This is a genomic window from Larkinella arboricola, from assembly GCF_003259745.1.
Classification (GTDB): Bacteria; Bacteroidota; Bacteroidia; order Cytophagales; family Spirosomataceae; genus Larkinella; species Larkinella arboricola.
Genome location: NZ_QLMC01000004.1, coordinates 240,945 through 265,850, shown reverse-complemented (window position 1 = coordinate 265,850; position 24,906 = coordinate 240,945). Strand labels below are relative to the sequence as shown.

The 24,906-nt window shown below is 51.3% G+C and carries 24 protein-coding genes and 1 tRNA gene; 6 read left to right on the top strand and 19 right to left on the bottom strand.

The features are described from left to right. Positions 1-48 precede the first annotated feature (48 nt). The 8 genes from LX87_RS16845 to LX87_RS16810 form a co-directional block, all read right to left on the bottom strand. Positions 49-420, bottom strand: a complete 372-nt coding sequence (locus LX87_RS16845; RefSeq protein WP_111629438.1) for a hypothetical protein — start codon at positions 418-420, stop codon at positions 49-51. 296 nt (positions 421-716) lie between these two features. Continuing rightward, positions 717-1,505, bottom strand: a complete 789-nt coding sequence (locus LX87_RS16840; RefSeq protein ID WP_111629437.1) for a M23 family metallopeptidase — start codon at positions 1,503-1,505, stop codon at positions 717-719. Positions 1,506-1,593: 88 nt separating this feature from the next. Then, a complete protein-coding gene (gene porG / locus LX87_RS16835) occupies positions 1,594-2,322 on the bottom strand; it encodes a type IX secretion system protein PorG (protein WP_229310700.1) in 729 nt (242 codons plus the stop codon). Between the two features lie 14 nt (positions 2,323-2,336). Next, positions 2,337-3,326, bottom strand: a complete 990-nt coding sequence (locus LX87_RS16830) for a DUF6089 family protein (protein WP_111629435.1) — start codon at positions 3,324-3,326, stop codon at positions 2,337-2,339. A 197-nt stretch (positions 3,327-3,523) separates the two neighbouring features. After that, on the bottom strand, positions 3,524-4,408 hold the full coding sequence (locus LX87_RS16825) for an NAD kinase (RefSeq protein WP_111629434.1): 885 nt from the start codon (positions 4,406-4,408) through the stop codon (positions 3,524-3,526). Positions 4,409-4,491: 83 nt separating this feature from the next. Further along, complete coding sequence (locus LX87_RS16820) at positions 4,492-5,160, bottom strand: CBS domain-containing protein (protein ID WP_111629433.1); 669 nt, start codon at positions 5,158-5,160, stop codon at positions 4,492-4,494. Positions 5,161-5,314: 154 nt separating this feature from the next. Further along, a complete protein-coding gene (locus LX87_RS16815; RefSeq protein ID WP_111629869.1) occupies positions 5,315-6,112 on the bottom strand; it encodes an alpha/beta fold hydrolase in 798 nt (265 codons plus the stop codon). A gap of 52 nt (positions 6,113-6,164) precedes the next feature. Beyond that, entirely contained in the window at positions 6,165-6,740 is a 576-nt protein-coding gene (locus LX87_RS16810; RefSeq protein ID WP_111629432.1) for an anthranilate synthase component II, read from the bottom strand. A gap of 81 nt (positions 6,741-6,821) precedes the next feature. Between LX87_RS16810 and LX87_RS16805 the strand changes: the two genes are divergently transcribed. The 4 genes from LX87_RS16805 to LX87_RS16790 all read left to right on the top strand — a co-directional run bounded on the left by LX87_RS16805 (position 6,822) and on the right by LX87_RS16790 (position 10,872). Then, positions 6,822-8,105: an NAD(P)/FAD-dependent oxidoreductase gene (locus LX87_RS16805; protein ID WP_111629431.1), complete on the top strand. Its 1,284-nt coding sequence runs from the start codon at positions 6,822-6,824 to the stop codon at positions 8,103-8,105. A 94-nt stretch (positions 8,106-8,199) separates the two neighbouring features. After that, complete coding sequence (locus LX87_RS16800) at positions 8,200-8,997, top strand: hypothetical protein (protein ID WP_111629430.1); 798 nt, start codon at positions 8,200-8,202, stop codon at positions 8,995-8,997. Between the two features lie 150 nt (positions 8,998-9,147). Continuing rightward, the gene (locus LX87_RS16795; RefSeq protein WP_146624496.1) at positions 9,148-10,092 is read left to right on the top strand and encodes an esterase-like activity of phytase family protein; all 945 of its coding nucleotides are present in this window, start codon (positions 9,148-9,150) and stop codon (positions 10,090-10,092) included. A 234-nt stretch (positions 10,093-10,326) separates the two neighbouring features. Further along, on the top strand, positions 10,327-10,872 hold the full coding sequence (locus LX87_RS16790) for a C40 family peptidase (protein ID WP_111629428.1): 546 nt from the start codon (positions 10,327-10,329) through the stop codon (positions 10,870-10,872). Here the strand turns inward: LX87_RS16790 and argB are convergent. The 9 genes from argB to LX87_RS16745 form a co-directional block, all read right to left on the bottom strand. Further along, a complete protein-coding gene (argB, locus tag LX87_RS16785; protein ID WP_111629427.1) occupies positions 10,869-11,672 on the bottom strand; it encodes an acetylglutamate kinase in 804 nt (267 codons plus the stop codon). The two genes, LX87_RS16790 and argB, sit on opposite strands and share 4 nt — an antisense overlap. Then, positions 11,669-12,616 carry an N-acetylornithine carbamoyltransferase gene (locus LX87_RS16780; RefSeq protein WP_111629426.1) on the bottom strand — a complete coding sequence of 316 codons (948 nt, stop codon included), beginning with the start codon at positions 12,614-12,616 and terminating at the stop codon, positions 11,669-11,671. The genes argB and LX87_RS16780 overlap by 4 nt, the downstream gene beginning before the upstream one ends. Positions 12,617-12,643: 27 nt before the next feature. Further along, positions 12,644-13,771: an aspartate aminotransferase family protein gene (locus LX87_RS16775; protein ID WP_111629425.1), complete on the bottom strand. Its 1,128-nt coding sequence runs from the start codon at positions 13,769-13,771 to the stop codon at positions 12,644-12,646. A 147-nt stretch (positions 13,772-13,918) separates the two neighbouring features. Continuing rightward, a complete protein-coding gene (locus LX87_RS16770) occupies positions 13,919-15,088 on the bottom strand; it encodes a hypothetical protein (protein ID WP_146624495.1) in 1,170 nt (389 codons plus the stop codon). A gap of 289 nt (positions 15,089-15,377) precedes the next feature. Next, on the bottom strand, positions 15,378-16,106 hold the full coding sequence (locus tag LX87_RS16765) for an alpha/beta fold hydrolase (protein ID WP_111629423.1): 729 nt from the start codon (positions 16,104-16,106) through the stop codon (positions 15,378-15,380). Positions 16,107-16,256: 150 nt separating this feature from the next. Next, on the bottom strand, positions 16,257-16,904 hold the full coding sequence (locus LX87_RS16760; RefSeq protein ID WP_146624494.1) for a hypothetical protein: 648 nt from the start codon (positions 16,902-16,904) through the stop codon (positions 16,257-16,259). Between the two features lie 227 nt (positions 16,905-17,131). Continuing rightward, the gene (locus LX87_RS16755) at positions 17,132-17,755 is read right to left on the bottom strand and encodes a hypothetical protein (protein ID WP_111629421.1); all 624 of its coding nucleotides are present in this window, start codon (positions 17,753-17,755) and stop codon (positions 17,132-17,134) included. 133 nt (positions 17,756-17,888) lie between these two features. Next, positions 17,889-19,124: an ATP-dependent Clp protease ATP-binding subunit ClpX gene (gene clpX, locus LX87_RS16750; RefSeq protein ID WP_111629420.1), complete on the bottom strand. Its 1,236-nt coding sequence runs from the start codon at positions 19,122-19,124 to the stop codon at positions 17,889-17,891. Positions 19,125-19,409: 285 nt separating this feature from the next. Beyond that, on the bottom strand, positions 19,410-20,084 hold the full coding sequence (locus LX87_RS16745) for a ClpP family protease (RefSeq protein ID WP_111629419.1): 675 nt from the start codon (positions 20,082-20,084) through the stop codon (positions 19,410-19,412). A gap of 222 nt (positions 20,085-20,306) precedes the next feature. On the opposite strand from LX87_RS16745, the gene LX87_RS16740 reads away from it, so the two are divergent. Further along, entirely contained in the window at positions 20,307-20,705 is a 399-nt protein-coding gene (locus LX87_RS16740; RefSeq protein ID WP_111629418.1) for a helix-turn-helix domain-containing protein, read from the top strand. Positions 20,706-20,765: 60 nt separating this feature from the next. Here the strand turns inward: LX87_RS16740 and tig are convergent, their stop codons facing one another. Together tig and LX87_RS16730 are read right to left on the bottom strand one after the other, a co-directional pair. Next, positions 20,766-22,130 (bottom strand): trigger factor, encoded by a 1,365-nt coding sequence (gene tig / locus LX87_RS16735; RefSeq protein ID WP_111629417.1) that lies wholly within the window; start codon positions 22,128-22,130, stop codon positions 20,766-20,768. Positions 22,131-22,247: 117 nt separating this feature from the next. After that, a tRNA-Leu gene (locus LX87_RS16730) sits at positions 22,248-22,329 on the bottom strand. Positions 22,330-22,584: 255 nt separating this feature from the next. Between LX87_RS16730 and LX87_RS16725 the strand changes: the two genes are divergently transcribed. Beyond that, on the top strand, positions 22,585-24,831 hold the full coding sequence (locus tag LX87_RS16725) for a RelA/SpoT family protein (protein ID WP_111629868.1): 2,247 nt from the start codon (positions 22,585-22,587) through the stop codon (positions 24,829-24,831). Positions 24,832-24,906: the final 75 nt, after the last annotated feature.

The following is a 24,906-nucleotide window of genomic DNA, read 5'->3' as shown; positions in this document are numbered from 1 at the left end:
TGTGGATATAGTCTGGTCTATATTCGTTCGGTCAACTCGACTCGACGCTTACAGCTTCGAGGTTAACCGGCTTCTCCTGCATTCCCCTTCTTCAATACGAATCGAATCCGACCATTTGGTTACCTCTTTTCCTTTCATGGTCGCCACGGCATCCAGCGAGTAACTACCGGCAGGCTGGTTAATGTGCAAAACGCTGGCGGATGTTTGGGTTTCACAGGCGGGGGAGTTGGCATCGGTATAGGACTGTGTTAGGACACCAACGGTTTTTCCGTTCAGTTTCACCTCCACCTGATCGAATTTAGCGCCATTCAGGCTGGTATAAATCAGGTATGTACCTAGGCTTTCCGGCTTAATTTCTTCTTTGTCCTTACAACTGACAACGGCGAAGAGGACCACGAGGGCTAAAACAATTTTTTTCATGGCAGTACGTAATTTGTTGTTTGTGTGGTGTGATTAACATCTCAAAACTACCCACAACAACCGCTGGCAACGGACAGACCCCGCCCAGCCGGATGAATTACGTCCTACAGCCGATGAAAACAGGAAAAGAAACGATGTATGATTGAACGGCAAAAAGAGTGAAGAGTGATGAGTTAAGAATGATGAGTTGGTCGCACGGCGGTTGTCAGACGCAACTCTTAACTCTTAACTCTTAACTCTTAACTCTTAACTCTTAACTCTTAACTCTTAACTCTTAACTCTTAACTCTTAACTCCCTAGTGGTTTCGGGCGTTCAGGAGCCACTGGTAGGGGTTTTGGGGTTGCGGCAACCCGTCTTCCTGGATTTGGAGATACATGAGGTGCAGGTGTGTCGGTGAGCGGGTGGCATAAGCGTTATACCCGGTTCGGCCCACTTCGCTGATTTTCTGGCCCGACTGGACCCATTCGCCGGGGCGTACAAGCACGGCATTGTTGTGGGCGTAGTACCACAGGCCGTCGAGGATGGGATCGTATATCCAGATCCAGTTGCCACCCCGGTATTCCTGGCCCGGTGTCCAGGCGGTTTCGATGGCCAGCACCACTCCGCTGGTCATGGCCAGCACATCGGCGGGCTGGTCGGTATGATCGTCAATGCAATCCTGATCGCGGTCGACAATGAAAATATCCTGCGCGGGGTGGCTTCCGCGAACGTTGTAATCAAACAAATCGAAGCCTTTGCCCCGGTAGCCTTCGCCGTGCCGGCCACCAATGGCGTCGGCCGTGTAGTTGCGAAGCGGAAAGGAGAAGTAAGCCGTCTGTAGCAGGCTATCCCGCCGGGCGCTGTCGAGCCGAAACGGTTCAGCGGTGCGGAATTTAGCCCGAAGGCCCCGTGTAATTTCACTAAAGATTTTTCGGGCCGAATCCGGCAGCACGCTTTCTTCCCGAATTTGCGTGTATAGCTGCTGGAACTGCTGACACATGGAATCGACGCGCGGCATGTCTGAGCTGGACCAGACAACGGTTTGCGAGGAAGCTGAGTTTGACAATCCAATCCATAAAGCACTGAGGATGCCGACCCACCGCATAATTTTCCAAAATCCTGATTTCACCTTAACTGGCTGTATTCAATCCTATTTCAAGCTCGAAAAATAAGAAAAAAGTCGTTAACAATGGTTATTCAGGACACGTAATCCGGTAGAATCGGTAGGTCAGGGTAAGCCCGATGTAGGTGTACGTATCTTTGGAGTTGGGGTTGCCATTCCGCAGCTTGTCGCTGCCCGCGAACGTATTGGGCCCGAAGTTATCCAGGTAATCCGAACCGGAAAAGCGGGTTCCGTATTCCAGCCCCACACTCCAGGGTCGTTTAAACTCGTACTTGATACCGACTCCTAACGGAAAGTTAAAGAGTGACTTACGCTGATAACCCGGACTCTGAGGGCTAGGCTGGAAGGTAAATAAGCCAAGTCCCCCAAAAACGTACGGCGTCCAGTTCTTTACTTTTCGTAGCGTGGCGTAATTCAGAAAGTTATACTCCATCAGCACATTCATTTCCTGAATGTTGGTTTTAAATGCCAGATTGCGGGCCTGCTGAAACGGGTCATTAAACCGGCGATCATTACCGGCAATCTGGCCCAGCCCCAGGTTAAGCCGTACCGTAAATGGCTGGCTGACGTTGTAACGTACCAGCAGGTTACCAGCCGGACGAATGTTGCCCGGTATCAGGCTGGGAGCCAGATCGCCTTTGTAAATCATACCGCCTAAACCCGCGCCCACTTCCCAGGTAGCCTGCGCCCGGGCCGCCGGGACAAGCAGGAGCAGGAAGCCAATCAGGATTCCAAAAGTCCGACCCAAATCCCTTATAGAACGGGCCGCCATCGGATCATGATATGAATTATAAGCCACTGACACGGTATAACTTATCGAATTGGAGGGCATTTAATGCGTGGGGTCAAAATATAATGGAGCTGGAAATTAATCAGCATGTATCCATCTTTCAGACGCCCGTCGGCGCCCCGTGCGGTATAATTCTGGTCCGTTGCAATAACGGCAAAGGGGTCGCTGGTTCCCAGATGATTTTGCAATTCGCCCAGACGGTCACCTCCTTTTCGGGCGGCTGTTGGTTCAAACCGCCGATCGGCCATAACCCGCGATAGATCGTCTTTCAGAATGGTTGGATCCGGAAACGGTCCACCCACATCGTCCAGGTAATCGGTGGTCGTCATTCGGAACCCGATCTCACCGCCCAGATCAAACCGTTCGTTCAGTTTGTAGCGAACACCAAATCCAAACGGAATGGCCAGCGTTACGAGCGAATACGGTTTAACCCCGTTCTGACCCTGTCCTTCGGTTCCTAGCGGTTGCAGTTTCACCCAGCGCTGTTCTGTATCATCGGGGGTCGTACTGAACCCAACCGGTGTACGGGCCTCGGGGCTATGCGCAACGGCTGCCAGTCCTAAAAAAATGTAAGGCGTCAGTTTGGAGCGGAAATTTGAATTACGGCCATCCGGCACAAACTGATACATTCCGGTGAGCCCAAACTCTTTCAGATCATTGCGGAAATGCAGGTTACGGACATACTGCGCAACGCCCGAAGCGATATCCTTGCGGTTGTATTTATAGTCGTCGCCCGCAATCCGCGCCCAGGTAAAAGAAGCACGGGCCGACAGCCGGGGCGTAAAGTGACGCGTATACATGGCCGCAGCACTCCAGCGCATCATCTGAAAAGTTGATTTGATGGGCTTGCGATAACCGGCGATCTCGCCGTAATAACTGGCCGTGCCCAGCCCCAAACCCACTTCCGAATACGGAACAAACTGATTCCGGCGGCCCTGTGCCTGCCCATCAACCGGCTGCAATGTCGCACACACCGATGCAATCAAACTGACAATCAGTAGGTTATTCTTCATGTTTCTTTGCTTACTACCGCACCTGTAATCCGGCGCTTCTGATTCATTGGGTTGAAAACTGACAACTCTGTTCAATCTCCTCCTCTGAAACGCCCATTTTTAGTATTTTATTGGATTAGTGGGTAAAACTGTTCGGGAATTAGGGTTAAAATTAGGTTATGACCCCGGGTTATCTTCCGGGTCCATCCGGGTTTGGTTCAATTCCGAATATCCCAGCCCCAGCTAAGCTTATTTCGCAGGGTGCTCAGAAAGCTGTCATCGCTCATTTTGACAAGCCGGGCCGCGAATTTTTCTTTCCGAACGCTCAGACGGGTTCCCGTATTTACGGTTCGGAACCGCGAATCAACCGAAACCAGAAAGGTGTTGCTACGGCTTTCGACTTCAAACGACAGTTGGGCCGAATCCGGCACTACCATCGGTCTTACGTTCAGGTTATGGGGACTAATGGGGGTGACAATGAAGTTGCTGGTATGAGGCAGCAACAACGGCCCTCCGCAACTCAGCGAGTACCCCGTCGAACCGGTCGCCGTTGAGATAATCAGACCGTCGGCCCAGTAGGAATTCAGAAAATCGCCGTTCAGGTACGTATGCACCGTAATCATCGACGACGTTTCGGTTTTGGTAATGGTAACGTCATTGAGTCCAAACGGAACCCCATCGAACAAGTCTTCGTCCGACTGTAGATTAACCAGCGTCCGTTCATCAATCCGGTAATCGCCAATCGCCAGGGCTTGCAGTAATTTGGGCAGCGATTCGGGATTTTCGGGCGAAATGGTGGTCAGAAAGCCAAGCCGACCGATGTTGATGCCGACAATGGGAATACTGCTGGGTCCGGCGTGGGTGAGCACTTCCAGCAGGGTGCCGTCGCCCCCCAGACTGAATGCGAAATCGGCGTCAAAAATATCGAGGTAAGAAGTATAAGTCTGCGTCGTATGGTGAGCAACACCGGCAAGATCAAGGGCGGAACGATAGATTTCTGATAGCTGAATTTCAATTTGCCGCCGGGCCAGCTCATCAAACATGGATTGAATGAAAGGAGCAGCCAGGTCAACAACATTACGTCCGTGAATAGCAATTTTCATAAAGAGCGTCCGTCAGTCCGTTGCAAAGATGGCTGAAAAGTCCAATATTTTGCTCGTAACTGCCGACTGATTGACGTGCAGGTTTACGAATCCAGATACCGGAGAAGCATTTCGAGCCGCCCCTGATCGATGGTTTCAATGGGAGTATTGGCAAAAGCCGCTTCAATGGTGTATCCAAAGCGTTCGAGCGTGGCCACCACGGCGGTAATGTCTTTACGATTTAGTTTGAGCGTCAACCGCGATTTGTCGGGCATTCCGTAGGCGGCACCGGCAAAATAACTGCTGATAATCCGTACGTTATTCGACTCGACCAGCCGACTGATTTCGGCCATGGAATAATCGCGCTCGTTGATAGACAGGATCAGAATGGCGCCTGCTTCCTGAATACCAAGCAATTGAGCAAATTGTTTGAGCAGTTCATTGGTCGATACCGTACCCATAAATTCCTGCTCTTCGTTGACTACCGCAATGACCTGGAGCCGGTGTTCGGTAATCAAGCTGAGGAGTTCGTAGAGGTGTTGGTTTTCATGCACCGACAGATGCTCGAAAAGCCGCATGACATCGCTCAGCGGGTTTGTGTCGTCGGGCACATCCATCAGGAGGTCTTCATTGACCAATCCCTTGTATTGCCCCTGATCAACGATTACTAACTGCCCAACGCGGTGTTCCTGCATCCAGTCGAGGGCCTGCCCAACGGTGTCCGTCGGCTTCAGGGCCGGTATCATCGGATCTATTAATTCAGAGGCCAGCATTGGTGTCGGAAGTTTACTGTCTGATTACTGTTTACTTTACCTAAACACACTAACGAAGCAAACTTGCCGAGCGGTATAAGCAAATACAGTATAGCTGAAAACTAAGAAAATTACCTTAGAGTTTCAAAATCTCTCCGGAAATTTCTTTAGAATATCAGGCAACGGTCAGATCGTTCCGGCGGCTGGTTTCAGTCAGCGATTGTTTCTCCAGCCATGCCGTCAGCAGGCGGTTAAACCGATCAGGGTGCTCCATCATCGGAGCATGACAGCATTTGTCAATAAAGTGCAATTCGGAGTTGGGAATCAGCCGGTTGAATTCGTGCGCAACTTCCGGCGGAGTAATGGTGTCGTTGAGCCCCCAGATCAGCAGGGTTGGAACCGTAATCTGATACAGGTCCTTGGCCACGTTGTTACGCTGGGCCGATTTGGCAATGGCTACAATGCGCAGGCACTTGGGAATGCTGTTCGTAATTTCAAACACTTCGTCGATCAGTTCCTTCGTGGCCACTTTCGGATCGTAGAAGGTGTAGGCCACGCGCTCGGCAATGTAATCGTAACTGCCGCGCTTCGGGTACGAACCACCCATTGAGTTTTCAAACAGTCCCGAACTGCCTGTCAGCACGAGCCGTTTCACCATCTCAGGGTGTTTCAGGGTATACAATAAACCAACGTGACCGCCCAGCGAATTGCCCAGCAGCGTCAGATCGGTCAATTTTTTATAATCCAGAAAACTTTCAATAAATTTTACCAATCCTTCTAATCCGGCTTCGCGGATCGGCATTTCGTAGATGGGCATAACCGGTATAACAATCCGGTACCGATCAGAAAACGCGTTGATCACGCCATCCCAGTTGCTCAACGCCCCAAACAATCCATGAAGTAAAAGCAACACGTCGCCTTGTCCTTCGTCAATGTAGCGGAAGTTGCCTTCTTTCCGAACATGATAGTTCATAGCGGTCTTGGTTTTGTCGTAGAAAAATTGGAAAAATACAATCAAATAGGCATCATCTCGCCATTTTCACAAAGGTAATCCAATTTTTTAATATTTCTAAACCATACTGGGTCAATACCGCTTCGGGATGAAACTGAATACCCCAGATTGGCAAATTCCGGTGTCGAAGCACCATATTTTCCTGCTCAACTGTAGCCGCCAGCTCAACCAGTTCAACGGGCAATTTTTCCAGCACCAGCGAATGATACCGGGTTACGGTAAATTCGGCGGGCAGGTTGTGTAGTAAAGCATCTTCCGTCCGCTTCCTAACCACCGACAATTTACCGTGCATCGGTTTTGCCGCCTTTATCAGACGCGCACCGAAGTATTCACCCAGGGCCTGATGCCCTAAACAAACCCCCAATATCGGCAGTTGCTCATGATACTGTTCAATGACCTCCATCAGACAACCCGCCTGCCGGGGCGTCCCCGGACCGGGTGAGAGCACCAGACCGTCGTACGATTCGGCCCTGATTTCGTCGAGCGAAGCCGTATTGCGCACAACCCGACACGTGGCCCCGGTCTGCTTCAGGTAGTCCACCAGCATGTAGGTAAACGAATCGACATTATCCAGAACCAGTAAATTCATATTGGTAACAAACAAAAAGCGTAAAAATAACCATCCTATTGGGTAACCTGTATTTTTGTAACAACTAGAACTGATATTCTGATGCAATCCAGACCTTCTGTAGTGATTGTGGGAGCCGGCATGGCCGGACTAACCTGCGCCGTTTACCTCCGCCAGGCGGGAATTGAAGCCCTGCTGCTGGAAGCTTCAGACCGGGTGGGCGGGCGTATCCGCACAGACGTGATCGACGGTTTTCGACTCGACCGGGGTTTTCAGATCTTGCTGACGGCCTATCCCGAAACCCGGCGGCTGCTGGATTACAACGCGCTGAACCTGCAATGCTTCCGACCGGGGGCGCTGATTCACAACCCTGGCGGTCCGTCCTCCGACCAGTGGATGTCGCTCATCAATCCGTTGCGCGAACCGTCGGGGCTGCTTCAGACCCTGGCGTCCGATGCAGCCACCTTCAGCGACAAGGTTCGGATTATTGAACTCATTCGGAAGATGGGCAGTTTTTCGACCGACGAGTTTTTTCAGCAACAGGCCACCGATACGGAAACGTTTCTGGAAGAATTCGGTTTTTCGGATCAAATCATTAACCTCTTTTTCCGGCCTTTTTTCGGTGGTATCTTTCTGGAAGATGCCCTGGCGACCTCCAGTAATTTCTTTCAGTTCTGTTTCAAAAATTTTTACTCCGGCGATGCGGCTATTCCCGCGGCTGGGATGGAAGCTATTCCGCAGCAACTGGCCGCCCGGCTGAATCCGGCGCAAATCCGGCTAAATACGGGGGTGCGGCACATTCAGGATTCGACGCTGTATCTGGAAAACGGCGAAACCCTTCAGGCCGATAGGGTGGTGCTGGCCGTCGATGCGGCAGCCGCTAACCGTCTGCTGGGCGCTGCAACGCCGGAACGCTCGTTTAACCATACAACAAATACCTACTTTACGGCCCCAAAGCCTTCTAAGCCCCATCATTCCAACCCGGAAAAATTACTGATCCTGAATCCGAATCGCCAGTCGGCTGTTCACCATCTGGCCATCCTGAGCGATGTAGCCCCCTCCTACGCTCCCGACGGTCAGACACTGATTTCGGTCAGCACCCAGGGGGTGGACGTTGTGAATGAGAAAGCGCTCGCCGAACGGATTCGGAAAGAACTCGCCGGCTGGTTTGGCCCGGAGGTTGAGCAATGGCACTGGCTGAAGACCTATCACCTGCCGGAAGCACTGCCAACCTACCTGCCGGATGCTTCGCACGCACCCCTGAAGTGGAGCGAACGGCTTTTTCAGTGCGGTGATCAAACGGCTTATCCTTCGCTTAATGCCGCCATGCAAACCGGTCGGAAGGTAGCCGAACTGATCGGCCAGCATCCGGAAACCGCCGGATAATACCGAGAAGTCAGATGCGTTTAACGTGGATGGTTTTCGGGACTTGACCTGGCTCTGCCAAAACCATCGATTAAATACCGTAACTCTATCACGAATGCGTTGGGTTGTCCGCGTCCTGTTGTTTTTACTGATTCTACCCCTGGCGTATTTTGCGGCTTTCCCGCAGATCCTTCGTTGTCAACTGATCAAGTACGGGTCTGATTTTCAAAAACTTGCCTCGGGCGTCTGGGTGGATAAAACAACCCCGGAACACCAGCGTATTTACCTGCTGTTTGAAATTCATCAGGCGCGCAAACGGCTCGCAAGCTTATGGACCAGCCCCCCGCAAAGCCGGGCAACGGTTATTTTCTGCCAGACGCCGGAACAATATCAGCAATACTGCCAGGACCGCGAAGGGGCCGGGTGCAGCCTCGGTACGCCCTGGGGCGAATCGTGGATTGTTATTAACCCGTACGGCCGAAACCCCGACGTACTGGCCCACGAAATGTGCCACGACGAACTTTACACCCGTCTGGGCTGGCTGACCACCCAGCAGCAGATTCCGCAGTGGTTTAATGAGGGGTTGGCAATGATGATCGACCAGCGGTTTACGACGGCAACGGACAGTCTGCACCGCTACGAGGAATTTCGGGACCACTGGCAGCAACAATCCCACGGTCAGCAGATTGTGCTGGAGTTACACGATCTCCAGTCGTTAAAAGGCTTTTTTTCGGGCGGCACCAATCGGGTTATGCTGGCCTACATGACCGCCGGACAGGAAGTGGCGCGCTGGCTGGCAATTGTCGGACGGACTGGTTTGCGGAGGCTCGTCGATGCGATCCGGGCGGGCGAAGATTTTGAAAGGGCCTATCAACGGCTCGAACGGGAAGCTAAACCCGTTCACCCAAAGTAAACGCTTTTTCGACAGTACATCCTGCAATTATCCCGGCTCATTCCGTGTCTCGCGTTATTTCGGCCAAAGAGTTGTAACTTGAAACGAAAAGCAACCGAATAGGGTCATTTGTTAATTATCATCAACACCGTACGTGCCGATTTTCCGTTCATGAAATACCTGCTGAGTTTTATTTTTTGCTGCCTGCTTTCTGTTACCGCCCATTGCCAAACCGTATCCTTTACGTTTAAAGATTACCTCACCCTTCCGCACACCCGCAATCTGCACGGTATTTCAGGAATCGAATTTATTCCGGACCGTCAGGAGTGGCAGATGGCCGCTGACCGGGGTAATTTTTACGTGTACCGCAATCTTCACCAACTCACGGACTGGGTTTGCGCACCGGATTCGGTTTTCAAGACGGGTCTTTACCTCGAATCGGTCCGGTATGATGCGGCCACGGACACCTACTTTTTTTCCGTCGAAACCGATAGTGAATCGTATGTAGGCTTCAAAAAACACGCCATGCCAGCAGTCGGCGAAAGGTTTGAGCGGATTCCCTTACCGCATTCCCTGCCGGTGGACCGCAATAAAGGCGTTGAAGCACTGGCGCTAACGCCAAATTATCTTTGGGTTGCTCCCGAAGCCGGATCGGTCGAGGAAGCCCGGATTGATAATTCGCGGATTCATTTTTACCGCTATAAGAAGACGGCTGATTCGGTAACATTCGACGCCGAATTCAGCTACGACATTGACCGGAACGTGTGCCCGACGGACAACAACGAAAAACTGGGCGGCATTTCGGAAATCATTGCGCTGCCCGGCGACGAAACCCGCCTGCTGGTGCTGGAACGATGCTATGAAAAAACCACCAAATCCGTTACGGCAAAGCTGTACGAAGCCCAGGTTGATGAAGCGAATAAAAAGCTGATTACGCTGAAGGATAAACCAGCCTTTGATTTCAACAACCGAAACGGCTTCCGACCCGATAACCTCGAAGCCATGACGTGGGGCGAAGACGTGGAGGGTCGGAAAACGCTGGTCATTCTATCCGACGACAACATCAGCAAAAATCAGTGGACTCAGGTTATTGTCCTCGAAATGAAAGCAAACTGAGCCGGGCTATACAATAAAAAAAGCCGGTAAACTCCTCCTTTATTTAGAAAGCCGTAACAGATCCGTAAACCACCTACGGATCAAGCTTTTACAAACACTAGTAACTCTAAATTATTCTTCCCAGACAAATATTCACTTATTGTAACCGAGTCGATAAAAACAGTAAAAAGTTTGGATTTGTTAGCGAACGGCCATAGGTTTAAGAATCGAAACTTGACTTGACCTACTAATTTTATGATTAGAAAAGTGCTCCTGACAGCGCTTTGCGTTGTCTCGTTTGGCATTGCTCAAGCCCATCGCCCGCTAAAAAAGATTGTAAAAAAGCACCCGGCTCTCCAACCCGTTGTTGCCGATTCAGCCGCTTCTGACTCCGCTTTTTACGACCACATTCCACTGGTTCACGACATTCTCAGTTACGCCAAAAAGCATCTTTCTTCGCGTTACCGCTCCGGTGGCGCTTCTCCCCGAGGTTTCGATTGTTCCGGTTTTACCCGGTTTTGTTACCGTAAGTTTGGAATTTCCTTACCCCATTCCAGTGCCGCACAGGGTCGGGTCGGTGTTAAAATCGGGCAGGAAGTGGCCAAACCCGGTGATCTGATTTTCTTCAAAGGCCAAAGCTCCCGCAGCAAACGCATCGGCCACGTCGGTATGATTGTTGAAGTAGTGGGCGACCGCATCAAATTCATTCATTCGGCCTGGAACGGCGGGGTTCGCTACGACTGGCTGCACGCCCAGTATTACAAACGACGCTTCATGGGCATCCGACGCGTGGTAAGCTAAGCCTTTTCCTCCGCTAAACGCAGAACGGTTCCCACTCCGCTCCCACCATTGACGGCTTCGGCGACCTGATCGGCGTGGCAGATAATCACCTGTTTGACACCTTTTTCAAGGGCTTTGAAGGCATTGTCCAGTTTCGGAATCATGCCTTTGTTGATAATTCCCCGGCTTTTGTAATCGGTGTAGCTTTCGGGCGTCAGCTCGTTAATAACGCTCTCGTCGTTGGTGGGGTCAGACAAGACTCCTTTCTTTTCGAAGCAATAAACCAGCGTTACCTCATTCCGAATCGCCGTATCAACTGCAATGGCCGATGCCATCGTGTCGGCATTGGTATTCAGCAGGCTGCCGGAACGCTCGTACGTCAGCGGAGCAAAAACCGGCACCAGATTCTGGCGGATAAAATATTGAATCTGGCCGGAATTTACTTCTTCAATGTCGCCCACAAAACCGTAGTCAATCTCGCCCACCGCTCGTTTTTTCGACCGGACGGTATTGGCATCAGCCCCGGTAAGCCCGATGGCGTCCACGCCCAGGGATTGCAACTGCGCCACAATCTGTTTGTTGACCAGGCCGCCGTAGACCATCGTGACCACATCGAGCATAGGCTGGTCGGTAATCCGGCGCCCTTCGACCATTGTGGTGGCAATGCCCAGTTTCTCGGCTACCTGCGTGGCAATTTTGCCGCCCCCGTGAATCAGAATCTTGTGTCCCTGAATGCTGCCAAACGACGTTAAAAACCGTTTCAGCGCGTCGGGATTGTCGATGACGTTGCCGCCTATTTTAATGATAACGAGCCTGTTCATAAACCTTGTAAAACGCCTTTCAATACGGCCTGCGCCGACCATTCGCGATTAGCCGCCTGCTCAATTACAATGGACTGCGGGCTATCGAGCACCTCGTCGGTTACTTTCATATTGCGCCGAACCGGCAGGCAGTGCATGAATTTACCGTTGTCAGTCAGCCGCATTTTATCCATCGTCACCATCCACGACGGGTCCTGAGTCAGCACCTGCCCGTATTGCTGGTAGGATGACCAGTTTTTGCCGTAAATAAAATCAGCGCCTTCAAATGCTTCGTTCTGGTTGTGAATGACCCGGGCATTACCAACAAACTCCGGTGCCAGTTCGTAGCCTTCCGGGTGCGTAATGACAAAATCAACGTCCATGTGATTCATCCATTCCGAAAACGAATTAGCAACGGCCTGGGGCAACGGTTTAAAGTGCGGCAGCCAGGTCAGAACCACCTTCGGGCGTTGTTTAACCCTGAATTCTTCGATGGTAATGCAGTCGGCCAGGGATTGCAGCGGGTGCCGCGTGGCCGATTCGAGGTTAACAACCGGAACCCCGGCATACTTCTGGAACTGGCTCATCACCACTTCGCTGTAATCCTTCTCACGGTCTTTCAAACCGGCAAACGCCCTCACCGCAACGATGTCGCAGTATTTACCGACCACGGCGGCTGCTTCCTTGACGTGTTCGGCTTTGTCGCCGTTCATCACCACGCCTTCTTCCATTTCCAGACCCCAGCTATCCTGTCCCACGTTCATCGTGATGACGTTCATGCCCAGGTTCTGAGCGGCTTTCTGCGTACTCATGCGCGTCCGCAAACTGGAATTAAAGAAGATCAGGCCAATCGTTTTATTATGGCCCAGCGCCTGATCGGCAAAAGGATTGTGTTTGGCATTCAGACCCTCCTGAATAAGGGCGTTCAAATCAGGTACGTCGTTGTACGTTACGAAATTGGTCATTCCGGTAGCAAAGTCGGGTTAAAGCGGTTACGAAATTACGCGCACTTCTTTGCTCAGTGCTTCCAGAAATACATCGATTTCTTCGCGGCCCAGCGCCAGAGAAGGCAACAGCCGAATGGTATTTTTCCCAGCTACACCCGTAAACATACGATGCTCAAACAGCAGCGCATTCCGTAGCGTTTCCACGGGGAAATCATATTCAATACCAATCATCAAACCACGTCCACGCAGGTCTTTGTACCCGCCAATCTGACGAACGCCGTCCATGATATAGTCGCCCATCCGGGCCGCATTTTCAATCAGATTTTCATCCTTCATGATGTCCAGCACCGCAATTCCGGCGGTACAAGCCAGGTGATTCCCCCCGAACGTGGTGCCGAGCAATCCGTAACTGGCTTTGAATTTGGGGGAAATCAGCACCCCGCCAATTGGAAAACCGTTGCCCATTCCCTTCGCCATCGAAATCAGGTCCGGCGTAATCCCGCTGAACTGGTGGGAGAAAAACTTACCCGAACGACCGTAGCCGCACTGCACCGCGTCCAGAATCAGAATGGCGCCGGTTTCGTCGCATTTCCGGCGCAGCGCCTGCAAAAATTCATCCGTCGCGACCTGAATACCGCCAACCCCCTGAATGCCCTCAATAATGACGGCACAGGTTTGATCGGTTATACCGGCCTGAGCGGCTTCTATGTCGTTAAACGGCAGAAACGTAACGTGGTCGTTGGCATTGACCGGGGCCACAATAGCCGGATTATCCGTAGCCGCAACGGCTCCGGCGGTACGTCCGTGGAACGACTTTTTGAAAGCGACCACGTTTTTACGGCCCGTATGAAACGACGCCAGTTTCAAGGCATTCTCGTTGGCTTCGGCCCCGGAATTGCACAGAAACAGGGCATAATCCGGATACCCCGACATTTCACCCAGCTTTTCCGACAACTCTTCCTGCTGACTGATGCGGACCGAGTTGGAATAAAACGAAATCCGGTTCAATTGCTCTGTCAACGCCCTGACATACCGTGGGTGCGTATGGCCTACGGAAATAACCGCGTGCCCACCGTATAAATCGAGATAACGGTCACCTTTGGTGTCCCACAAATAGCTGCCCTGCGCCCGAACGGGTTCGATGTCGTAGAGCGGATAGACGTTGAAAAGCATTTTGAAACGGGATTAAGCGAAAAACTAATTTCTGGCTGCTTGATTTTCAGCCTGCAATTTTACGCATTCTGACGGGAATATTCGCTAAAAATGTAAAAAGCAGGCTTGAGCACCTGCTTTTGATAACGACGAATGGCGAACAGACGTTCAAAGCCGACCGTGGGGTCGTTTGCCCTGTCTTAGTACGGCCACCTGCTCGGGTGAAAAAGGCGCTTCGAAAAGTGCGGCTGTTTCGTGGTAACACCGGAACAAATCGGCAATATAATGAATCCGGTCGGCCAGATCGGTCCAGTCTCTGGTTCCACTTTCCAGCAGGCTGTCGGCGGTTGGATCAATTTGCAGCAACAGTTCCTGCAAGTCCGGATTGGTAATCACGCGAAGCGATGCGGGAAAGCCCGCTTTTAAATCCTGTCCTAACCGCAAACGCTCATTGGCAGGCAATGTCATCGTCATGAGTTGTTCCGTCACCATCAGCCGCACCTGCTGGTGTACCAGCGCAATCAGGTGGTCAATTGCCCGCTCCAGGGGTGAAATCTGCCCGAACAGGTCCAAGAAAAACAAACGGCCCCGCGTCATCCAGCCATCGGCAGGAAAAATCAGTTCAATCAGACGGTTTTTCAGCACCGTCGCATCAATGGGCATCATAGTGAGCGATTCCGCAATTTCGGGTTGCAGTCGGGTCTGTTCGTGATAGCCGATCTCCAGGTTCGCCAAAAGCCGTAGTTCGGCCTGCTGTTTAGGGTCGTCTACAAACCAGGATTGGTAATAGTGTGTAAAAGCCTGCCGGAGATAGTACTGGCCGTCGGGCGGATCGCCGGGCTTGAGTTCCCGTAAAAACTGGTCCAGATGGTCGGCGTTGTAGGTCGTATCCGGTCCACAAATGGCCAGAAAACGGGCAAATTCGCGCCCTATTTCCATAAATACTTTCCGGTTTCCCCGGCTTACCGCATCGCTGGACCGATTCAGGGCGGCCACAACCACATGGTCCCAGATGATAGGGCGAATCTGATCGGAATGCTGTCTGGCACCAAGCTGCTTCACCAGACTGACGAGTTTCTGAATGGCCTTGCTCGCTTCTGGCTGAAGGCGCAACCGGGACTCCAATTCCCGGACCAAATCTTCCCGGCGGATGGTTTGTCCAGCCTGTTTGGAAGCCCAGGTAGCGAATGTACACCAATTGGCGCCAGCACCCGCCCGTTCGTTAAAAGCCGACGACAATTCGTAGTAGCAATAGGTAATCTGTAAATTCCGAACGACGGGGTCCGTCAAAGCCGTAATCTGCTCGACATCGGCAACCGTCGGTAAGTGTCTGTTCAAAATCCTTGTTTGGTTGTTTACTGTTTCTGCCATGATTTCTACGTAGAAAACCATGTCCCAAACTACAGCAAACCGCCCAAAACCAGACGGTTGATTTATTGATCGGTTGCCGGTGTTCAGGTCTTTTCCCGCCCACGGTTTCTACCCATCGGATGTAACAGAATCCTGATTTCCGAATGCCGAGTTTCGGTTACAGCAGCCGCGCCCAGCCGTAAAACCTTGTTCAAACCAAACAAAAAGCGGCCCTGACTTGCTCAGGGCCGCTTTTGGCAATTAATTATCTTCATCACTACAACGGCCCAACAAACTCCCGGATGGCCCTGATTACTTCGTCCGGGCTTTCGATCATGCCCAGATGACCTGCTTTTTCGAGCACTACGGTTTTAGCCTGCGGAGCGGCCTCGAACAGCTCCTGACTTTTAGCAAACGGTATAATCTGATCTTCCCGACCCGCAATCAGCAAAACCGGAAACGAAGCCTCTTTCAGAACGTGCGTGCGGTCCGGGCGCGACGCCATTGCCTTAACTCCCGCAATGAGTGCTTCGGCTGGCAAGGCCGAAAATTGCTCAACCTGTTTTTTTACAACTTCCGGCTGATTTCGGCTATAACTTTCACCGAACATTTTAGGTACGGTTTGCTCGATAAACGCCCCTGATCCGCTTGCTTCCATGGTTTCGACGGCTTTCTGACGACTTTGCTTTTTAGCTTCATCGTCCGCAAAAGCCGTTGAGTTGATCAACACCAGGCCCTGCACCAGCTCCGGGTGTTGCTCGGCAAACGCCAGGGCAATGTAGCCGCCCATCGAGTGGCCAACGAGCACACACGACTGAATCTGCGAAGTCTGCAACTGACTGAATACCTCCTCCGCATACGCATCGATGCTTTCGTGCTTCGTGTGTTCGGAGAAATTGGATTTGATAATGCTAAAGTCGGCGGACAGGTTGTCATAAACGGCATCCCAGATGGAAGCATTCACACCATGACCATGAATCAGGACAATAACGGGTTTATCGCTCATAGTTCAATTGCGTTGAAAGGTCTTTCTAGTATAACCAGCAAGTCTTAAAACAGTTTGGCGTAGTCACCGAGGCAGGCCCGACAACTACGCCAATGTTTTTAGCGAAATGAACGGTTACTTCCTGGATAACCATTCAGGCTTTGGGATTCGCTACGCCTGTGCGAGCACATCAACAAGGATCAGTACCAGACCGGCAATCAGGGCCAGCACACCGATCAGTGACAGCACACCACCCAGCAGCGAAAGGATCAAACCGACAATCGCGAGAACGATCCCGGCCCGGAGCGTGCGGCTCATTGCCTGGGTATCATCCGGCGCCAGGGCGTTTTTAATCTTTTTGTCGACTTTCTTCATCATCATCCGCTCGGCCAGGTTCATTTTCTTGGTCGTTTGCAGAGCAGATGTTGCCGACTGATCGGCAGGGGCACTGGCGGCTTTGGCACTGGCTTCGGCCAGCAGATTCTGGACGCGGGCCATCCGTTTTTCCAGCTTTTTGTTGCCAGCCAGTTTGTTATCATTACGAGCCACTGCTTCCTGTAACTTCTGTTCAACGTTTTTCAGCGCTGCAGCCGTTGTCAGAGGAGTAGCTTCCGGAGCGGGCGTCAGGGCCGGGGTTTCGGCCGATACCGCAGCTACATTTTCGGCAGGCGTTGCAACGGGTTGCGGAGCCGCAACTTCCTGACGGCTGCCAAACCGCTCAACCGGCATTTTCTGATAGGTTGCATAAGGACGGCTACACGCACTGAGTAGAGCTGAAGAAAGCAGTGCATACACTGCCAATTTGGAAAGTGTTCTCATGTAATTAAGGAAGTAGATTAGATAAACTGATACTGTATTCGTTGTAACTGGGGGCAAAAAAGCAGAATGATTGTTAACCCTGCAATGTTTGCACCTTTTTTTTACCGAAAAGTCGATCAACGGCGGATAAATTTTATTTATCGTTATCGAAATGTCCGGTTCAGAGGTTAAAAGTGACCCCAGACAAGCCCAACCCTTTAAACTGGGCTTGTTTGGGGTCCGGTGCATTAAACAATCAATCCGACCAGCAACAGGACCAGACCCACGACCAGCAGCGTAGTTCCGATGGCATCAGAAGTCGTTGCCAGGACCAGAATCAAACCGATCAGAGCAACCAGTGCACCGGCGGTGACGACGATATTGACGGCTTTAGGGGCGTTAGGGTTCTGCGGTGCTAATGCTCTTTTGATTTTTTTATCGACGTTTTTCAGCATCAGCCGTTCGGCCAGGTTTTTCTTTTGGGCTACCGTGGTGTTTGCCGATGCCTGCATGGTCTGGCTGGTTTCGGTTCCCAGCATCGATTTGATCCGGGCCATCCGCTTCTGGAGTTTGTTGGCGGCTACTTTGTTGCTGGTGCTGGCAACCACCTGATCAACCGCCTGCTGGGCTTTTTCTAATTCAGCGGCTGGTGATGGGGCCACGGCGGCCTGGGCAAGAGAAGGTGCAGGAGTTACCTCCTGTTTGACGTCAGCCGTAACGGTTTCAGCAGGTAAAGCGGGAGTAACGCTGGCTTTTTTGCTGCTAAAATGCTCGACCGGCATTTTCTGATACGTAGCGTAAGGACGACTACAGGCGCTGAACAGGACCGTGGCGATCAACGCGTAAAACACGTTTCGGGAAGAGGTTTTCATACGGTATGTGCTTGAGTTTTGATGAAGCATGAAGGTTGCTTCGTATCAAAAACTGCGCAAAGCCGTATTTGTTCGTTTTCCGAAAAAAATCTAAATCCGCACCCAGCAAACGGGTCGCTGGGTGCGGATTGGATCAGGCTGCTGACCGCAGTACGTGCAGAGAAGATTTCCCGAATTTTTCCCGGGCGTAATCAATGGTAATCGTCAATTCTTTAACGTCCGTCTGCGACGGCAGTTCATACATGGCGTCGGTAATAATAGACTCGCAGATAGACCGCAGCCCCCGGGCGCCCAGGTTATACACCATCGCCTGATCAACCACGTAGTCGAGGGCGGAGTCATCCCAGCGTAACTGAATATCTTCCATCTGGAACAGTTTGGCGTACTGCTTCGTAATGGCGTTTTTCGGTTCCGTCAAAATCCGGCGCAGGGCTTCGGCGCTTAACGGTTCGAGGTAAGTCAGTACCGGCAACCGACCGATCAATTCCGGAATCAAGCCAAACGATTTCAAATCCTGCGCCGAAACGTGACGCATCAGATTGGCGCGTTCCAGCGAATAATTCAGCCGACGGTCGCCCGAAAAACCGATGGGTCTGGCGTTGACGCGTTTCCCGATGTGCCGGTCAATCCCGTCGAACGCTCCTCCACAAATGAACAGAATGTTTTCGGTATTGAGCGCAATCATGCGCTGATCGGGGTGTTTGCGCCCACCCTGCGGTGGCACATTCACGATAGACCCTTCGAGCAGCTTCAGCATGGCCTGCTGCACACCCTCCCCGCTCACATCCCGCGTGATGGACGGATTGTCGGACTTCCGGGCGATTTTGTCGATTTCGTCGATGTAAACAATACCGCGCTCGGCATTTTCGACATTATAATCGGCGGCTTGCAGCAAACGCGTCAGAATGGTTTCGACATCTTCGCCCACATAACCGGCTTCGGTAATTACCGTAGCGTCGGCGATGCAGAAAGGAACCTGCAAAATTTTAGCGATAGTCCGTGCCAGATACGTTTTACCGGTTCCGGTATCGCCCACCATAATAATGTTCGATTTTTCGATCTGAATCTCGTCGTCCGAAGGCGGTTGCATCAGGCGTTTATAGTGGTTATAAACGGCAACGGTCATGACCTTTTTGGCTTCGTCCTGACCAATAATGTACTGGTCAAGGTAGCGCTTCATCTCCATCGGTTTGATGAGATTGAAGTCAGGTCGGTCTTCCGGATTGGAGCGCTTGGGGCGGGTTTCTTCCAGCACAACCTGATGCCCCTGCTCAATGCAGAAATTACAAATATGGGCATCAATGCCCGATAGCAGGAGTGTCACCTCGTTTTTCCGTCGTCCGCAGAACGAACAGCTCACTTGTGGCATATTAATATTTCTAAACGGTATTGGTGGTAGCGTATTGGCCTTAACGTTGGATTTCAGCGACCGGGTTCCGGCTCGATGAATAAAAGTACCCGACCACTTGGGGAACCAGGTCGTACTAAGACAAATATACTAGAAATTTTCGTGCTCTATTTTGTGCGGTCCCCACCAAATTCAATGATTCCCTCAAAATCGGCCCTTATTTCATCAGGATAAGCATATTCCCTTAAAAATAAAAAGGCGACCGTCTGAGACGGTCGCCTTTTTACCAGTCGACGGAACGGCTTTTTATTTTTCCCGGCGCAGCACTTCGTCGATCAGACCGTATTCTTTTGCTTCTTCCGCCCGGAACCATTTGTCACGGTCGGAGTCTTTCTCCACCTGCTCTTTGGTTTTACCGGAGTGCGAAGCAATGATTTCGTACAGTTCGTCGCGAAGTTTCACAATCTCGCGGGCCGTAATCTCAATATCAACCGACTGGCCTTGTGCTCCACCCGACGGCTGGTGAATCATGACGCGGGCGTGCGGCAGGGCCGAACGTTTGCCGGCGGCTCCTCCACATAGCAATACCGCACCCATCGATGCGGCCAGGCTCGTACAAACCGTGGCCACGTCGGGCCGGACGTACTGCATGGTATCATAAATTCCCAGACCGGCGTAAACCGAACCACCCGGGCTATTGATGTACATCAGGATGTCTTTCTTCGGATCGGCCGATTCCAGAAATAGTAACTGAGCCACAATGATGTTGGCGATGTTATCATCAACGCCCATTCCCATGAAGATAATCCGGTCGGCCATCAGGCGGGAGAACACGTCAACTTCGCGGAAGTTCATCGGACGTTCTTCAATGACAGAACGGGTCATGTTTTCAACGGTGTGGTTCATATAGCCGTCGACCGTCAGTCCGTTCAGCCCCATGTGGTGAACGGCAAATTTGCGGAATTCATTTCCTTGATTCATACTGGTTAATCTTTCTGTTTAGCGAACGAAAATACAAACTTAACGGACTCGCCAAAACCGTTGTCAGGCTTTCCTGTTTTTTTACCAACGAGCCCTTCACGGCGGCAATCCGTTTGGGAAACCAACTTCCCTATCGCCGGTGTTGTGTTACAAAAATGAGCAATCAAACCCGTTTTGATAGTCGGTTTGACTTAGTATATTGTCAGAATTACTTGAGATACCATGACTGTAAGTACCCAAATCCGTTTATTACGACAACAAAAAGGCTATTCGCAGGAAAACATGGCCGACATGCTGGGCCTGTCCACCACGGCCTACGGCGACATTGAGCGGGGAAAAACCGACCTGACCCTTTCACGGCTGCAACAAATTGCGACGGCCCTGGGTACCACCACTACGCAACTGCTGTCGGGCGAACTGGTTTCCGAACCGGAACTATACCCGGCCGAAGTGGTCCATCAGGTCGAAACGCTGAAAGCGGAGCAGGAACGTAAAGACCGTGAAATCGAAAACCTGCAAAGGGAAGTGGCGTACTGGAAACGGAAGGCCGAAGAAATGGCGCTGGTCGAAGTGGTCCGGAACCTGACGACACCTACCGAACGAAACCGAATCGGGTTTTAACTCACCACTGCGAACCGCAGAGGGAATTAAAACCCGATGGTTTACCTGAATTAGGTAGAATTAAGCCTTCGGCTGACGAGCGCTGACCAGTTCTTTAAACTTGTCAACAGAAATCGTTTTTGGCTCCAGCGTCAGTTTACCTTTGATCAGTTCAATTACTTTATCATCGAACATGCGATTGTACATCTGCATATAGTTGTTGCCTTTTTCGTCCATCAGGTACTGCCGGGCAATCTGATCGATGCTTTGCTTCATTTGCTCATCATCGCCGTAGAAGCCAAACTGCTCACGCACCATAGAACGGGTGGTTTCCATCACGTCTTCGTAAGAAACGTTGACCTCGTTTTCGCTGGCAATCTTATTCTTGATAAGCTGCAACTTAACCGAACGGGCAAAGGCTTCATACTGCTCTTCCACATCGGCTTCCGTCACGTTGCCCTCGTTGTTGCTCAGCAGCCACTGTTTCAGGAAATCGTCGGGCAGAGAAATGGCAATGTTGTCGAGCAGCGCCTGTTCGATCTCAATCCGTTGCAGGGTCGTGGCTTCACGGCCGTAGTTGCTTTTGATGATCTCCAGCACTTTTTCGCGGAACTGCTCTTCGTTTTCAACGGCGTCTTTGCCCAGTACTTTGTCGAAAAACTCCTGACCGATTTCGGCGGGTTCGTTGCGGGTAATGTCATCAACGGTAAACGTAAACTCCCCTTCCAGGCCAGCGGCTTCTTCGCCTTTCAAACCCGTTGCCAGCGCGCGGGATTTCTCGTCAGGGAACGCGTTCTGAATATCAAACGTAACGATATCGCCTTTTTTCAGACCGATAAATTTCGGCAGTTCGTCGGCGGCAATCTGCTTGGTAGGCAGGGCGGTTTTCGTCGAGAAAGGTTCGGCCCCTTCTTCTTTAGCGTCCTGCTTCAGCTCCCCGTAGATCATGTCACCTTCCGCTGATTCTTCGGCGTGCGCGTGACCACTGAAACGGGTTTTCAGTTCCTCAATGGTATTGTCTAATTCGGCGTCGCCCGCTTCAATTTCGTAGGCCGGAACGGGTGGCAGTGCGTTGAAATCTACGTCAAAATCCGAAGCCAGTCCCAGGTTGTAGTTGAATTCAAACTCGCTCTGCGTATCCCAGTCGATGGCGTCGGCCTGCTCACGGTCGGGCATCGGATCGCCCACAACCTGAAGCTTATTATCGCGGATATAGTTGTTGACCGTGTTCTTCAGCAGTTCGTTAATTTCATCGACCAGCACACTCTTACCGTACATTTTCTGAATCAACGAGGGCGGTACTTTACCCGGACGGAATCCTTTAATGCTGGCCCGGCGTCCATAATCTTTTAATTTCTTATCTACTTCCGGCTGATAATCGCTCTTCGTTAGCTTGATCTTCAGCGAAGCATTGGTTTCCGTCGATTTCTCTAATGCAATTTCCACAGAAAAATATTGAATGATTGAGTGAATGAACGAATGAGTGAATTAACGGAAGCGTCAATAGAAAGAAAAATCTATTCGCTCAATCGCTAACTCACTCATTCATAATTAAAAGACTTGTACGGGCGGAGGGACTCGAACCCCCATGCCTTGCGGCACCAGATCCTAAGTCTGGCACGTCTACCAATTTCGCCACGCCCGCGAATGACCTAGCTTACACCATTGTCGGTACGGTTTTTGAACTCCCTGGTTGAACCCCGGTACCCAACTGTCCCGAACACGTAAACTATTTTGGCCTGCAAAAGTACAAATGATTTTTGTACTGTACAACCTCTGATGGCAAGAGGATTATTTTTTATTGATATTCCTTTGATTTGCTGAGTCGGTTTACCTAAATTTAATGTACATCCTTTACCTGAAAGTGATGCAGCGTATTAGAGAAGGAGAGCACACCCTTATGGACGTAACCGCGGAACCGGTCAATGAGCTTGACCTGGAACGTAAAGAAATTTTGAAGCGCTACCGCCGATTGTTGCGGGAAGCCAAGCCAATGTTGAAGGATAATGACGCCAAATTAATTAAGAAGGCGTTCAATACCTCACTGGAAGCCCACCAAAGTATGCGTCGCCGATCGGGCGAACCGTATATTTATCACCCACTGGCCGTTGCCCAGATTGCCGTTGAAGAAATCGGATTGGGTACCACCTCGATTGTGGCCGCGCTGCTGCACGATGTGGTGGAAGACACCGAAATGACGATTGCCGATATTGACCGGCTTTTCGGTCCGAAAGTGGCCCGCATTATCGACGGCCTGACCAAAATCTCGGGCAAGTTTGAATACGGCACCTCGCAGCAGGCCGAGAATTTCCGCAAAATGCTGCTGACGCTGTCGGATGACGTGCGGGTTATTCTAATCAAACTGGCCGACCGGCTGCACAACATGCGGACGCTCGATTCGATGCCCCGCGACAAGCAGCTTAAAATTGCGTCCGAAACGATTTACATCTACGCGCCCCTGGCCCACCGCCTGGGCTTGTACGCCATTAAATCGGAACTGGAGGACCTGTATCTGAAATACGCCGAACCGGAAGCCTATAAAGATATTGCCCGGAAGCTACGGGAAACCAAAACGTCGCGGGATCGCTTCATTGCCCGGTTTATCGAACCGATTGAGGCCGATCTGAAAGACATGGGATATGAGTTTGTGGTCAAAGGCCGTCCAAAATCCATTTACTCCATTTATAATAAGCTCAGCAAGCAGAAAAAACCGTTCGAGGAAATCTTCGACCTGTTCGCCATCCGGATTATTATGAATGTGCCGCACGATAGCGAAAAATCGGCTTGCTGGCAGGCTTATTCCATTGTAACGGACCATTACAAGCCCAATCCCGACCGGCTCAAAGACTGGATCAGTACCCCCCGTGCCAACGGCTACGAATCGCTGCACACCACGGTCATGAGCAAAGCCGGGCAGTGGGTTGAGGTGCAGATTCGAACCTCCCGCATGGACGAAATCGCCGAAAAAGGCTATGCCGCCCACTGGAAATACAAAGGCAATGAAACCCAGACCGGGCGCGGCATCGAAACCTGGATCAGCCAGGTACGCGAAATGCTTGAATCGGCCAGCAACGAAAAAACGGCCGCCATCGAGTTTCTCGACGATTTCCGCAGCAACCTGTACAGCGAGGAAGTTTTTGTGTTTACGCCCAAGGGCGATTTGAAAGTGCTTCAGCGCGGTGCCACAGCCCTGGATTTCGCCTTTGACATTCACACCCAGATTGGGGCGCGGTGCATGGCGGCCAAAGTAAACAGCACGCTGGTGCCGCTCAGCCACGTCCTGAACAACGGAGATCAGGTTGAGATCATCACCTCGAACAAGCAAAAGCCCAATGAGGACTGGCTGCGGTTTGTGGTTACGTCAAAAGCCAAGACCAAAATCAAGGACCTCATTAAAGAGGAGAACAAGCAGCACATTACGGACGGACGCGAAGCGGTTGCCAAAAAGCTCAAAACGCTCCGGGTGGAAATGACGAACGAAGTGATCAACCAGCTTCGGGCGTATTTTGGCTCTAAAACCACCAACGACTTCTTTTACCGCATCGGCAAGGGGCACATTGACCTCCAGGAACTTAAACGGTTTAAGGCCGATAAGGATGCCAAGGAAAACCGTCAGAACAAGCTCAATACCGATACGCTTCAGGATGGCAAGCAGTTTGAAAAAGAACTGAAAAAAATCCACGGTGAACGCGCCGATGCCGATATGTTGTTGATTGGGGAAGACATGGACCGCATCGACTACACGCTGGCCAAATGCTGTAACCCTATTTCGGGCGACGATGTGTTCGGGTTTGTAACCGTCAACGAAGGCATCAAAATTCACCGGACCACCTGCCCCAACGCCGTTGAACTGATGTCGAATCACGGCAACCGGATCATTAAAGCCAAATGGACTTCGCAGCGGGATCTGGCCTTTCTGGCCGGTCTGCGGATTACCGGAACAGACCGTGTCGGGCTGGTCAACGATGTCACCAAAATCATCAGTAACGAACTGCATATCAATATCCGTTCGATTACGATAGACTCCAAAGACGGGATTTTTGAAGGGAGTTTGAAGTTATACGTTCATAACACCGGGCACCTGGACGAGTTGATGAAAAAGCTCGAAAAAGTAGATGGAGTCGTGAAAGTAGCCCGGTTTGATTAATTTTGTATTTCTTTAGCGAGTTTAGGAGTGGGGATTCATACAAAGATGGCAACACCATTGCTCTTAAAGCATTGA

Excerpts from the sequence above, each read along its gene's own strand:
- LX87_RS16745 (WP_111629419.1), bottom strand. The coding sequence starts at position 20,084 with ATGAATCAAGGAAATGAATTCCGCAAATTTGCCGTTCACCACATGGGG.
- LX87_RS16765 (WP_111629423.1), bottom strand. The coding sequence starts at position 16,106 with ATGAGCGATAAACCCGTTATTGTCCTGATTCATGGTCATGGTGTGAAT.
- LX87_RS16825 (WP_111629434.1), bottom strand. The coding sequence starts at position 4,408 with ATGAAAATTGCTATTCACGGACGTAATGTTGTTGACCTGGCTGCTCCT.
- clpX (WP_111629420.1), bottom strand. The coding sequence starts at position 19,124 with ATGCCACAAGTGAGCTGTTCGTTCTGCGGACGACGGAAAAACGAGGTG.
- LX87_RS16800 (WP_111629430.1), top strand. The coding sequence starts at position 8,200 with ATGCGTTGGGTTGTCCGCGTCCTGTTGTTTTTACTGATTCTACCCCTG.
- LX87_RS16725 (WP_111629868.1), top strand. The coding sequence starts at position 22,585 with ATGGACGTAACCGCGGAACCGGTCAATGAGCTTGACCTGGAACGTAAA.
- LX87_RS16815 (WP_111629869.1), bottom strand. The coding sequence starts at position 6,112 with ATGAACTATCATGTTCGGAAAGAAGGCAACTTCCGCTACATTGACGAA.
- LX87_RS16795 (WP_146624496.1), top strand. The coding sequence starts at position 9,148 with ATGAAATACCTGCTGAGTTTTATTTTTTGCTGCCTGCTTTCTGTTACC.
- LX87_RS16790 (WP_111629428.1), top strand. The coding sequence starts at position 10,327 with ATGATTAGAAAAGTGCTCCTGACAGCGCTTTGCGTTGTCTCGTTTGGC.
- LX87_RS16805 (WP_111629431.1), top strand. The coding sequence starts at position 6,822 with ATGCAATCCAGACCTTCTGTAGTGATTGTGGGAGCCGGCATGGCCGGA.
- LX87_RS16755 (WP_111629421.1), bottom strand. The coding sequence starts at position 17,755 with ATGAAAACCTCTTCCCGAAACGTGTTTTACGCGTTGATCGCCACGGTC.
- LX87_RS16780 (WP_111629426.1), bottom strand. The coding sequence starts at position 12,616 with ATGACCAATTTCGTAACGTACAACGACGTACCTGATTTGAACGCCCTT.
- LX87_RS16775 (WP_111629425.1), bottom strand. The coding sequence starts at position 13,771 with ATGCTTTTCAACGTCTATCCGCTCTACGACATCGAACCCGTTCGGGCG.
- LX87_RS16820 (WP_111629433.1), bottom strand. The coding sequence starts at position 5,160 with ATGCTGGCCTCTGAATTAATAGATCCGATGATACCGGCCCTGAAGCCG.
- LX87_RS16810 (WP_111629432.1), bottom strand. The coding sequence starts at position 6,740 with ATGAATTTACTGGTTCTGGATAATGTCGATTCGTTTACCTACATGCTG.
- LX87_RS16830 (WP_111629435.1), bottom strand. The coding sequence starts at position 3,326 with ATGAAGAATAACCTACTGATTGTCAGTTTGATTGCATCGGTGTGTGCG.
- argB (WP_111629427.1), bottom strand. The coding sequence starts at position 11,672 with ATGAACAGGCTCGTTATCATTAAAATAGGCGGCAACGTCATCGACAAT.
- LX87_RS16760 (WP_146624494.1), bottom strand. The coding sequence starts at position 16,904 with ATGAGAACACTTTCCAAATTGGCAGTGTATGCACTGCTTTCTTCAGCT.
- LX87_RS16840 (WP_111629437.1), bottom strand. The coding sequence starts at position 1,505 with ATGCGGTGGGTCGGCATCCTCAGTGCTTTATGGATTGGATTGTCAAAC.
- LX87_RS16845 (WP_111629438.1), bottom strand. The coding sequence starts at position 420 with ATGAAAAAAATTGTTTTAGCCCTCGTGGTCCTCTTCGCCGTTGTCAGT.
- LX87_RS16740 (WP_111629418.1), top strand. The coding sequence starts at position 20,307 with ATGACTGTAAGTACCCAAATCCGTTTATTACGACAACAAAAAGGCTAT.